The organism is Burkholderia vietnamiensis LMG 10929 (assembly GCF_000959445.1).
In the GTDB taxonomy this organism is placed as follows: Bacteria; Pseudomonadota; Gammaproteobacteria; order Burkholderiales; family Burkholderiaceae; genus Burkholderia; species Burkholderia vietnamiensis.
This window is the reverse complement of sequence record NZ_CP009632.1, coordinates 327,674-339,633: the sequence shown is the minus strand read 5'-3', so window position 1 is coordinate 339,633 and position 11,960 is coordinate 327,674. Positions and strand designations below refer to the sequence as shown.

The 11,960-nt window shown below is 67.2% G+C and carries 10 protein-coding genes; 6 read left to right on the top strand and 4 right to left on the bottom strand.

Annotated features, from left to right (window positions below; genetic code table 11):
- Window positions 1–7: 7 nt before the first annotated feature.
- From malQ to AK36_RS26375, 4 genes are all read left to right on the top strand, one after another.
- Window positions 8–2,245, top strand: coding sequence for a 4-alpha-glucanotransferase (gene malQ, locus AK36_RS26390; RefSeq protein ID WP_045579598.1), 2,238 nt, complete (start codon window positions 8–10; stop codon window positions 2,243–2,245).
- Window positions 2,242–5,007, top strand: coding sequence for a malto-oligosyltrehalose synthase (treY, locus tag AK36_RS26385; RefSeq protein WP_045579597.1), 2,766 nt, complete (start codon window positions 2,242–2,244; stop codon window positions 5,005–5,007). The genes malQ and treY overlap by 4 nt, the downstream gene beginning before the upstream one ends.
- Window positions 5,008–5,237: 230 nt before the next feature.
- Window positions 5,238–6,359 carry a sensor histidine kinase gene (locus AK36_RS26380; protein ID WP_045579596.1) on the top strand — a complete coding sequence of 374 codons (1,122 nt, stop codon included), beginning with the start codon at window positions 5,238–5,240 and terminating at the stop codon, window positions 6,357–6,359.
- A 582-nt stretch (window positions 6,360–6,941) separates the two neighbouring features.
- Window positions 6,942–7,775 carry a DUF932 domain-containing protein gene (locus tag AK36_RS26375; RefSeq protein ID WP_045579938.1) on the top strand — a complete coding sequence of 278 codons (834 nt, stop codon included), beginning with the start codon at window positions 6,942–6,944 and terminating at the stop codon, window positions 7,773–7,775.
- A 189-nt stretch (window positions 7,776–7,964) separates the two neighbouring features.
- Here AK36_RS26375 and AK36_RS33405 read toward each other — a convergent pair whose 3' ends face one another.
- From AK36_RS33405 to AK36_RS26360, 4 genes are read right to left on the bottom strand one after another with little or no spacing between them, the layout of a single operon-like run.
- A complete protein-coding gene (locus AK36_RS33405; RefSeq protein WP_126221078.1) occupies window positions 7,965–8,630 on the bottom strand; it encodes a hypothetical protein in 666 nt (221 codons plus the stop codon).
- On the bottom strand, window positions 8,620–9,294 hold the full coding sequence (locus tag AK36_RS26370; RefSeq protein WP_011879942.1) for a hypothetical protein: 675 nt from the start codon (window positions 9,292–9,294) through the stop codon (window positions 8,620–8,622). The genes AK36_RS33405 and AK36_RS26370 overlap by 11 nt, the downstream gene beginning before the upstream one ends.
- Complete coding sequence (locus AK36_RS26365) at window positions 9,287–9,979, bottom strand: nucleotide-binding protein (RefSeq protein WP_045579595.1); 693 nt, start codon at window positions 9,977–9,979, stop codon at window positions 9,287–9,289. Before AK36_RS26365 ends, AK36_RS26370 begins: the two co-directional genes overlap by 8 nt.
- Before the next feature lie 9 nt (window positions 9,980–9,988).
- On the bottom strand, window positions 9,989–10,450 hold the full coding sequence (locus tag AK36_RS26360) for a hypothetical protein (protein WP_011879940.1): 462 nt from the start codon (window positions 10,448–10,450) through the stop codon (window positions 9,989–9,991).
- A 267-nt stretch (window positions 10,451–10,717) separates the two neighbouring features.
- On the opposite strand from AK36_RS26360, the gene AK36_RS33400 reads away from it, so the two are divergent.
- Window positions 10,718–11,182 (top strand): hypothetical protein, encoded by a 465-nt coding sequence (locus AK36_RS33400; protein ID WP_144410679.1) that lies wholly within the window; start codon window positions 10,718–10,720, stop codon window positions 11,180–11,182.
- Between the two features lie 268 nt (window positions 11,183–11,450).
- On the top strand, window positions 11,451–11,882 hold the full coding sequence (locus tag AK36_RS26355; RefSeq protein ID WP_011879938.1) for a hypothetical protein: 432 nt from the start codon (window positions 11,451–11,453) through the stop codon (window positions 11,880–11,882).
- Window positions 11,883–11,960: the final 78 nt, after the last annotated feature.

Sequence of the window (11,960 nt, the reverse complement as noted above, 5' to 3'; positions counted from 1 at the left end):
CTAACACATGACGACCGACGTATCGATCGCCGAGCTCGCGCGCGCCGCGGGGCTCGAACCGGACTGGACCGACGCGGGCGGTGTCGCGCGTCGGGTGGACGACGACGCGCTCGTCGCGCTGGTCGACGCACTCGGCTGGCCCTGCGGCACGCCGATCGAGCGCGTCGACAGCGCGGCCGCGCTTGCCGATGCGCGCAACGCGCCGCCGCAGCTCGTCACCGGCGACGCCGGTGCGCCGCTCGCGCTGCCACACGCCGTCGCGCCGGCCGGCACGCGCTACCGGATCACGCTCGAATCGGGCGCGCACGTCGACGGGCGCGTCACCGCCGGCGGCGAATCCGGCACGCTGGCGCCGATCGACGAGCCCGGTTATCACACGCTCGACCTCGGCGCACGACGCGTTGCGCTCGCGATCGCGCCGCCGCGCGCGCGCCCGTTCGCCGGCGAGCGCATGCCGCAGATTGACGGCCGCTGGGGAATCGCGGCGCAACTGTACGGGCTGCGCCGCACCAACGACGACGGCGCCGGCGACTACTCGGCGCTCGCCGAACTCGCCGCGCACGCGGCAAGGCATGGCGCGCACGCGGTCGCGATCAGCCCGACGCACGCCGGCTATCCGGCGCTGCCCGAGCACGACAGCCCGTATTCGCCGTCGTCGCGGCGCTGGCACAACGTCGCCTATCTCGACTGCGAGGCGGTGCCGGGCGCGGACTTCGTGCGATGCACGCGCGAGCCGGCCCACGACGACGGCCGCGCGCCCGACACGCCGCTGATCGACTGGCCGCACGTGCTGCCGCTGCGACTGCGGCGCCTGCGTGCGTGCTTCGACGCCTGGCGCGAAAACGGCGAGCCGGCGCGCGACGCATTCGAACGATTCCGCGCGGCCGGCGGCGCGGCGCTCGACGCGCATGCGCGCTTCGACGCGCTGCAGGCGTTCTGCATCGAGAACGGGATCGGCGCGGACTGGCGGCAATGGCCCGCGCAGTGGCGAGACCCGACGTCGCCCGAGGTCGACGCGTTCGCGCAGGCCCACGCGGACACGATCGCCTTCCACACGTTCCTGCAATGGTGCGCGTCCGACGCGCTCGGCCGCGCGCAGGCGACGGCGCGCGATGCAGGGATGGCGCTCGGGTTGATCGCCGATCTGGCGGTCGGCTCCGATTGCGCGGGCAGCGATGCATGGGCGCACGGCACGACGCTGTTGCGCGGCGTGTCGGTCGGCGCGCCGCCGGACCTGTTCAACACCGACGGCCAGGCGTGGGGCGTGACGACCTGGACGCCGGACGCGCTGCGCGCGACCGGCTTCGCGCCGTTCATCGAGCTGCTGCGCGCGGCGTTCGCGCATGCGGGCGGCATCCGCATCGATCACGTGCTCGGCCTGGCGCGGCTGTGGATCGTGCCGCACGGCCGCTCGCCGCGCGACGGCGCGTACCTGCGCTATCCGCTCGACGATCTGCTGCGCATCGTCGCGCTGGAGGCGGCCCGGCATCGCGCGATTGCGATCGGCGAGGATCTCGGCACGGTGCCGGCCGGCTTTCGCGAGCGGATCGCCGCGCAGGGCATCGCCGGCATGCGCGTGCTGTGGTTCGAGCGCGACGCCGACGGCGCATTCCGGCCGCCGTCGGACTGGGATCGCGACACGGTCGCGATGACGTCGACGCACGATCTGCCGACCGTCGCCGGCTGGTGGCGCGGCGTCGATCTCGAATGGCGGCGCGGCGCGCACGCGCAGCGGGACGACGGGCCCGCACACGGCGCGGGCGACGACGTCGGGCTGGCCGCGGCCGCACATGGGGCGGATGGCGCGGATGGCGATGAACGCAACGCGCCGTGCTTGCGCGACGACGCCGATGACGCCGGCCGCGATCCATCGCCGCCCGATCCCGACCTCGCGGCGGCTGCCGCCAGCGCGGAAACCGAGCGCGCGGCCGAACGCACGGCGCTGTGGCGTGCGCTGCAGCGCGCCGGCTGTGCGCCGGCCGATCAGGCCATGCCGCCGCCCGATGCGCCGCCGGTCGACGCAGTCGTCGCCTACGTCGCGCGCAGCCCGTCGCCGCTCGCGATCGTGCCGCTCGAAGACCTGCTCGGCCTCGACGCACAGCCGAACCTTCCCGGCCCGCCGTGCGGCCATCCGAACTGGCTGCGGCGGCTGCCGCGCGCGATCGACGCGCTGTTCGACGCACCGGTGCGCGAGCGCATCGCCGCGATCGAACGCGCACGCACTGCGCGCCGGGAGGACGCATGACGCCGCGCGCGACCCTGCGCGTGCAACTGCACGCGGGCTTCACGTTCGACGATGCGGCCGCGCACGCGGACTATTTCGCGCGGCTCGGCGTGAGCCATCTGTACCTGTCGCCGATCACGACGGCCGAGCCCGGCTCGCTGCACGGCTACGACACCGTCGACCATCGCGCGATCAGCGCGGAGCTCGGCGGCGAAGCCGGCTTCAAGCGACTGGTCGAGGCGCTGCGCGCGCGCGGCCTCGGCGTCATCGTCGACATCGTGCCGAACCACATGGGCGTCGGCGGCGCATCGAACCACTGGTGGCGCGACGTGCTCGAATGGGGGCCGGCAAGCCCCTACGCGCACTACTTCGACATCGACTGGCATCCGCCCGATGCGGCGCTCGACGGCAAGGTGCTGCTGCCCTGCCTCGGCGCGCCGTACGGCGACGCGCTCGCGGCCGGCGACATCACGCTCGACGTCGATCCGCAGACGGGGCGCTTCTTCTTCGCATGCCCGGGCCGCACGCTGCCGGTCGCGGCCGCGACCTATGCGGAGATCCTGCGCATCGCGAACCGCGCGGACCTGAACGCGCTGGCCGAACGCTTCGCCGCCGCGCCGCTGCGCGGCAGCGCGCGGCTCGCGCAGGCGCACGCGGCATTGCGCGACTACGCGGCCGAGCACGGCGCGCACGCGTTCGACGCGGTGCTGCGCGGCGTCGATCCGCGGCGCGCGCGCTCGCGCGCCTGCCTGCACCATCTGCTCGAAGGCCAGCACTATCGGCTCGCGTGGTGGCGCACCGCCGCCGACGAACTGAACTGGCGGCGCTTCTTCGACATCGCGACGCTCGCGGCGGTGCGCGTCGAGGACGAAGCGGTGTTCGATGCAGTGCATGCGCTGCCGCTGGCGCTCCATGCGGCGGGCCTCGTCGACGGCCTGCGCGTCGATCACGTCGACGGCCTCGCCGATCCGCGCGCGTATTGCCGGCGTCTGCATGCGCGGCTCGCCGCGCAGCGCGACGAGCGGCCGTTCCTCGTCGTCGAGAAGATTCTCGCGCCGGGCGAGACGCTGCCCGACGACTGGCACGCCGACGGCACGACCGGCTACGACTTCATGAACGACGTCGCCGCGTTGCTGCACGACCCGGCCGGCGCCGCGCCGCTCGCCGCGCACTGGGCCGCCGTGTCGGGCTCGACGCGCACCTTCGCCGACGAGGCGACCGCCGGCAAGCGGCGCGTGCTCGCGCGCCAGCTCGCGGGCGAGCATGCGCGGCTCGCGCGGGCGCTGCACCGCATCGCGCGCGCCGCGCCGGCGACCCGCGACATCAGCCGCAACGCGCTGCACCGCGTGCTGGGCGAACTCGCCGTGCACCTGCCCGTGTACCGCATGTATCCGGCGCTCGGCGACGAACCGGGCGACGCCGATCGCCGCGTGCTCGAACGCGCGTACGACGCGGCCCGCGCGGCGATCGATCCGTCCGACCGCTATGCGCTCGAGCGCGCCGCCGCCTGGCTCGGGCTGCCCGGCATCCGCGTGCCGCGCGCCGATCCGGCCGCGCTGCTCGCGGTGCGCGTCGCGTTCGCACAGCTGAGCGCGCCGCTTGCCGCGAAGGGCGTCGAGGATACGGCGAACTACCGCTACGGCCGGCTGCTGTCGCGCAACGAGGTCGGCGCCGACGCGGGCGACTTCAGCCTGTCGCGCGGCGCGTTCCACGCGCGCAACCGGCGTCGCGCGCGCAGCGTGCCGCGCACGCTCGTCGCCACCGCGACGCACGATCACAAGCGCGGCGAAGACGCGCGTGCGCGGCTCGCCGTGCTGAGCGAAGTGCCGGACGCGTGGCGCGCGGTGTCGCTCGACTGGTCGGCGCTGAACCAGCCGCATCGCGGCGCCGCGCATCGCGATCTGGCGTGGACGCCGGGGCCGGCGGCCGAGGCCATGCTGTATCAGACGCTGGTGGGCTGCTGGCCGCCGACGCTCGCGCCCGACGACGCGGCGGGCGTCGCCGCGCTGGCCGAGCGTGTGGTGGGCTGGCAGACCAAGGCGTTGCGCGAAGCGAAGCAGCACACCGACTGGCTCGCGCCCGATGCGGACTACGAACGCGCGAGCGAGCAGTTCGTGCGCGCGATCCTCACGCCGCGCGGTGCGGGCGATTTTCTGCATCGGCTGCATGCGTTCGTCGCGCGGATCGCCCCGGCCGGCGTCGTCAACAGTCTCGCGCAGGTGGCGCTGCGCATCGCGTCGCCAGGCGTGCCCGATCTGTATCAAGGTACCGAGTTATGGGATCACTCGCTCGTCGATCCCGACAACCGGCGCGAGGTGCCGTTCGCGCAGCTCGCGGCCGAGCCGGTCGATCGGCCGGTCGCCGCGTATCTACGCGACTGGCCGGACGCGCGCGTGAAACGCGCACTGATCGAGCGGATGCTCGCGCTGCGCGCGCACCGGCGGACGACGTTCGCGGACGGCGCGTACGTGCCGCTGCGCGTGCGCGGTCCGCTCGGGCGGCATGCGGTGGCGTTCGCCCGCCGCGACGACACGGCGACCGTCGTGGTCGTCGTGATGCGGCTCGCGTGCCGCCTGCTCGGCGACATGCCGGGCTTGCCGCGCATCGAGCCTCGGGAATGGGGCGATACGGCGGTCGTGCTGCCGCCGGTGGCGGGCGGGCCGTGGCTCGACTGCCTGAACGGCGGCGGCGCGGTCGAGACGCATGACGGCATGCTGCGGCTCGACCGGTGTTTGTCGGCGCTGCCGGTGGCCGTGGTCGTCGCGACGCGCGGTCGGGGCTGAAGCGGGGGGCGGCCCGCACTCCCCCGGCGACGGCAACCGCCGACCGGTCGACTACCCTCGCGCCCGACCCACCGCTCGCGATCGAACCGCCCCCGCCGTGCGCGATCCCGGGCGCCCGGGGAGCCGCTCGCTCCCGCGCCAGCCCGCGGATCATCCCGTTTCCCGGCATTGACGTGATATCGTGCGCATCGACAGAAGCGTCCACCATTCATTCCGTCATGAGGGGCGACATGCGTCTAGCCGAATTCATCACGCGCAACATGGAACCGATCCTCGTGCAGTGGGAGGCGTTCGCTGCAACGCTGCTCCCGGCCGCGAGAACCATCGACTCCCACGGGCTGCGCGATCATGCTCGCCAGATCCTGGAGGCGATTGCCAAGGACATCGCAACCCCACAAACGCGGGAAGAACAGCGGGAAAAATCGCTCGGCCGCGCACCCAAGCCGACGAATGCCTCGGAAACGGCCGCCCAGACGCATGCCGTGCTGCGCGCGCGGCGCGGCTTCGACATCAACCAGCTGGCGGCCGAGTATCGCGCGCTGCGCGCCAGCGTGCTGGGGATGTGGATCGACGAGTGTCGGCCGAGCCCGCCCGATCTCGACGACATGATCCGCTTCAACGAAGCGATCGATCAGGCGCTCGCCGAATCGGTCGCGTTCTTTACCGAGCAGGTCGAGCAGGCGCGCAACCTGTTGCTCGGCATGCTCGGGCACGACATGCGCACGCCGTTGCAAACGATACGCCTGACGGCAAGCTATCTGTCGGCGCTCAATGCGGGCGAAAAGGTGTCGGAAGCCGCCGCCAGGCTGATCAGAAGCGGCGGTCGCATGCAGTCGCTGCTCGACGACCTGTGTGATTTCAGCCGGACGCAGCTCGGGCTCGGCATCAACGTGATTCGCCGCGACGCGGATCTCGCCCATGTCGTGGCCAATGTGGTCGATGAGTTGCGGGCCGCGCATCCGGACCGCGAAATCAATGTCGACGTGCGCGGCGACCTCCGCGGCAACTGGGACGATCAGCGGATGCAGCAGTTGCTCAGCAATCTGTTGACCAACGCGCTGAAGTACGGAACGGCCAATACGCCGGTTCGCGCCAGCGCGATCGCGAGCGACGACGAAGTGACGATCGAGATCGGCAACAGCGGTCCGCCCGTCGCGCCGGATCTGCTGGAGCGCATCTTCGATCCGCTGCAACGCGGCACCAGTCCATCAGAGAAAAGCGGCGAGGACGTCGGACTGGGCCTCGGCCTGTACATCGCTAGCGAAATCGCCCACGCGCATCGCGGGCGGATCGACGCGCGCTCCGACGCGTCGGAAACGGTATTCGCGGTGCGGCTGCCGCGACGCGCGTGACATGCCGCGGCGTGGCGGTGCCGCACATCGCACCGCGCGCCGCACGTGAATCGTCCTGAAAAACGATTTCAGACCTTCGGCCAAGCCCGCTGACAACGCGTTGCCGTTGTAGCCTGCGCGCGCCATACCACCTAGGCCAACGTCGGATGCCTGCCGCCGCTCACGCGTCGTGACCAGGCTTTCGTGCTGCGAGTCGAGCCCAGTTCCGCGTGTCGCCCCTAACGGGGATCAATCCCTGGCATAGCAGTCAACCCGCTCATCCGCCAGCCTTTCAGCCTCGACCCTGTCCGGTCAACTCGAGGCACGTGCTGCACGTGGCACCCAGGTTCCCGCCCTCGACCCGCGACAGTAGCCGATAGCGCGCGGGCATCAAGGGGCGAGGGACCGTGTTACCCGCCCCCCTCCCTCGCCTTTTTCCTTGACGCCCGCGCGCTATCGGCTCCATCAGTCGCACGGGCGGAAACCCGGGCGCCTCGCGGCAGCGAGGCCGACCCCGAGTTCCACCGGAAGGTGTCCAGCCTCAACGGTACAGCGCATTCCTCCGCCCCATCTCAGCCCTCAACCTTGACTGTGGAGACTGCCATGCAACTCGCTTCCTCATTCCGTTACGGCTCGCCGATACTGCGCGCCGACTCGCCCCTCTCGGACGACCAGATCCGTAGCGTCGCGCCGTCAATCTTCGCGGACGGCAAGCACGCAAGCCGCTCCGCACGCTACACCTACATTCCCACCATCGATGTGCTGCGCGGTCTGCGCAATGAAGGCTTCCAGCCGTTCATGGTCTGCCAGAGCCGCGTGCGTGATCCAGGCAAGCGCGAGTACACGAAACACATGCTCCGGCTTCGTCACGCCACCCAGATCGTCGGGGAAGAAGCCAACGAGGTCGTGCTGCTGAACTCGCACGACGGCACGAGCAGCTACCAGATGCTGGCTGGTGTGCTGCGTTTCGTCTGCCAGAACGGCATGGTCGCTGGCGACAGCGTGCGCGATATCCGCATACCACACAAAGGCAACATCGCACGGAACGTCATCGATGGCGCGTTCGACGTGCTCGACACCTTCGACCTGATCCGCGAGCAGACCGACAGCATGCGCGGCGTCGAACTGGACCGCGCTGAACAGCACGCGTTCGCCCGTTCCGCCCTTGCACTGCGCTACGACCCGACTGACACGGAGGCCCCCTCCCCTGTCACCGAGAGCCAATTGCTTGCCCCGCGCCGTTTCGAGGATCGCCGCGACGATCTCTGGACGGTGTTCAACCGGGTGCAGGAAAACCTCACCAAAGGCGGGCTGCACGGGCGCTCGCGAACCGGCCGGGCAATGTCCACCCGCCCCGTCACAGGCATCGATCAGAACGTGAAGCTCAATCGCGCCCTCTGGATGCTGGCCGACGCCATGCGCCAAATGAAGGCGTAAGCGCTTGGGGCGACGCCATGTCGCCTCAAGCGTCCCAATCTGTCAGACGTCCTATCCGGGCCATGTCCTAACAGGTTCAGGAAGAAGCGCGACCCGGAACGTTTCCTTCCATTTTCTAGAGTCAGCCGCATAAACCGAAACCGAAACCTCCGATCCTGGCGCTGCCCAATCGACCGCCATGCTCGAAACCTACTTCGGCAACGAACAAGCCATCGTGACCGTACCGTATTCCAGCCTCCGACGCTCACCACTCAATACGCGCACGCAGCCGCTGCCGCCTACCAGACTGTGGACGGCCTTGTCCGGCGGGACCTGTTCAGCGACGCTGAAAACACCGGATTCATCGTTGACACAGCACTTGCAACGTCTTCGGGGCGAAAAACTCGAAACGGTAGCAGGGGACATTCGTGCCGAGCGTGGAACTGGACCGAAATGCGCATCGAGCGTGACGTACTCGAACTGAACCACTACGACAGGCTCGCTCCGACTGCGCCCCCGTGTACCGGAGACGAGCAATGCGAAATGAATGTCCTGACCGCCCCGCAGGACAAGCTTGCGGGACCAGTACGACGCGCTGTCGGAGGACGACGAAATGCCCGGGAGGAATGCGAACGGATCGAAACCGAACTGGACATCGTCACCGCTGCGATTCGGGTGGCCGAAATGCACACACCAGCATGGAGCACGCAGCAAATGGGCGAAGCCGGTGCGTTCATCATCGTCGACTCGCAAGCCGACCTCGCTATCGAGTGCGGGCTGGCGCGCCATGACAGGAAGGCCGCGCGCGACACGGGTGCCGCGACGATCGGGCAAACTCCCACCCAAGAGCCGAACCCGATACTGTTCATCGGACATGCTCACCTAGCCAGAATGCGACAGCGAGAAACGTCACAAAAAGGCTGGCCGCGGCGAACAGCAGGCGAGCCAGCGCGCGGGTCAAACGCCGTTCAGTCAACTCGATACCCGTCTGTATCCGTTTCAGGGCATCGGCCATCGCGCTCCCCAACACGCCCACCGCCTCATCCATTCGCGCCCGCTGATCCCGCGCCGCCACAGCGACTGCGCCGACCATTCGGTTGCCTGCGATCTTCGCAGCCCGGTTGGCCAGCCGGTCGGCGAACGCGACTATTGATGCCTCATTGAGCGAGGCGAGCGCAGCCCGATACCCCGCTTCGTGCTCACGCGTCATGTCCTCCGCCAGCTGGATCGTCGCCTTGCAGCGCGCGAGCGCGTCGCGGTGCTGGCGCATCAAGGCCCCGGTCGCCTCATCGACTTCTCGACGCACAGCGTCGAAACCTCCTTCCCCGGCCCTGCGGATACGATCAGGCATCGCCTCGTACAGCCGTGCGTAGTATTCAAGCGCCACGATCATTGACCACAGAGCATCGTTGTCCCGCAGGTTCAACGCACCGGAAACCCGGCGCATCCGCAGCAGACTACCGTCATCGGGCAATTCGCCCGTGGCCTCGAGAAACAGGCGGGCAAGCGCGTCAGGCGACCCAGCCCGCCTCTTACGCATGAGTCGTCACCCTGGCGAACATCGTGCTGCACACTGCGCGCCAGCGCAGCAGTTCCGCCCGCTCGCCAATATGCATCGTTTCCGCCGCCTTGTGTACCGACAGACGCTGGCTGCGCAGTTCGTCCGCGACGCGATCGGCAAGATCGGGAAAATCCAGTGACTGGCCCTGAGCCTCGACCGCCTTTCTCAATTGCGAATCCCGGTACAGAGTGAATTTCTCGGGCGGCCCAAAATAGCCGTTGCGTACGACGTGCGTGAGCGCATTCGGAAACGTCGCACCGAACCTGAGAAGCAATTCAAGGCTGTCGCGCTGCCGGTTGATGACCCACAACACAACGAGACGCCGGGCCAGTTCATCAAGTGTGCTGGCGAGCGTCCCGCCGTACTGCGCAACGCCCGCCTGGCTCCGAGCCGCCGTGTTGACGACAACCGTCGCATCCCGGTGCGCATCGCAAAAATTGACGAAGTCAATCCAGCCGCTAACGTCGTCCAGATCACACGACCCGCATACGATCTCGTCGTGGACCGCCTTCATGACATCGGGGTTGGACGTGTCCGTTTCTACCAGCACGACATTGACCTCCGTGCGTCGAAGATAATCGACCAGCGCCAGCGTCACGAAACTCTTACCAACACCGCCCTTGCTGCCGCCGACCATATAGATAGGGGGATTTTCCGTCGCCATGCGTAACCTCTACAAGTTCTCGGTATCGGAGCTGATCGGGAACCCGAGAAAGCCCTGTACCTGTTGCTCCGGTTTGGTCACCTCCTTGTCTCCCTTTGGGTGTATTCCGGCGCGTAGCGGCTCCTCAAGTGGCGCTTCGGCTTGGGCGGACTTCCTGCCCCTCGGTGGCGGTGTCACCGGCTCCCGCGACGCGTCCCGACTACCCCGCCGCATTCGCCCCCTTCCGTCAGCGCAACGCATCGCATATCTCAAGGAATTGAGACTCACGTCAATGCCCTCCTGCGCGGCCTGCTCGATCAGCTCAGGCATCGTGTATCCCTTCTCCCGCGCCGCAACGATCTGTGTCCATATGGATTTCACGCCATCGCCCACCTTGACCGGCTGGTCGTGTTTCGCCTTTTCCGGCAGCGCATTCAGTCTGCGTCCAAACGCTTCCCACTGCCCTCGCGTGAAGTTCCTGACGTCTGACATGACTCACTCCGATACACAAGCTTCGCTCCATATTGCGCACACACTCACTCGCCGTCAACACCTGCTTCGTGCGTGCTTCGACGACGACGGAATACATCGGAATGCAGATGACATTGACGGAACGAGAAATATTTTTTGCCGATTGCCAAAGCGGTCCTCGATTTTCACGGGCCTTTCACCTGCTCTCCCACTCGTGCACACCAGCGTAATCGCGGTGAACATAATGCGCTCGCGGATTCGCACCGAAGATACGCCACGACGCAACTCATGTCTCAGGTACACGAACGCGACGCTCACCCGTCTCGACCCGCCATTGCCACGCATATGCCATACACGCGAGTGCGCTTCGCGATAATTTTCATCGCGGTGGGACTGCGGATCAAACAAAAGTATCACCCGCACGACATGCGCGATACGCCGAGCGCACCATCCACTCACTGGGCACTGCAGGACGTCCTCGGCACCTCTGCGTCTATCTCGACAGGGATTGATCGGGCGCTCGTGTGCCGATTGCTTCTTCGCATCACTACGTCAAACGCGGCGCGCACTGCAATTACATGGATGCGAATTCGCGTTGTACATGGCTTACACATTGAGCGCCAGAAAGTCACACGCGGTATAGAAAACAACACGGGAATCGAGGCATGGCAGGATAGGCTTGCGCCGGTTTTTGACGCCATTGCGACGCTCCTCGAAAACCAAGGCTGGTCCGATGTTGCGCGTGCCATCTAGATCAACGCCTGCAGCGCGCGCTACCAAGAGCTCCAATGTTCTTCGCATTCGTCCACAGTTTCGCTCATAGCAAGACCTGTTCTCTTCCACATACGGAGATTCGCAGAAATATGACTCGCTGATATTTCAGATGTCCAAACTTTCTGCTCTCGGTCTGTCCGTCTATATTGGAAGGCAGGGCAACCGACTCGTCACATTTCGCTGAGGAGCCGTTCATGTCGCCAAAGGAGGCGCCCCGATCAGGCGCCACACTCTGGAGGAACGTTCCGTGGAATATCTCAAACTCGCGATCATCCTTGGTACCGTCATCGCGATTGCAAAAAGCATTCAGCTTTTTGATCGTCACTCGCGACACCGGTACGGTTACAGTTTCTTCACGGCGCGTGGGTTTTGGCTTGCCGCAGTCGGTATCAATCTCATATGGTGGGGATATGTCGGATGGGGATTCGCACTACTGCATCACGAACCAACAAGGGCGGGTCTCGTGCTCATAGCAATGGGGCTTGCGGCAGTCATCCGATTGATGTACGAAAACATCAGAAACACAGCGCTGATGTACGGTGTTCCCGGATCGGTCCTGCAGCTCGTGCTGTTTTTCCCGGTGGCGATCTACGGCATCCCGCTTCTCGCGATCACATTCCTGTTTCTGCTCGTCGCGACATTCAAGGCCGGGCCAGCATGGCTTTCCGATCGGGAATGAGCCTAGCGGCTCGAAACTGTGGGCTCAAGTCGCAACACAACGGGCAAGACTGGGCACTGTTCGAGATTACCGGCAACC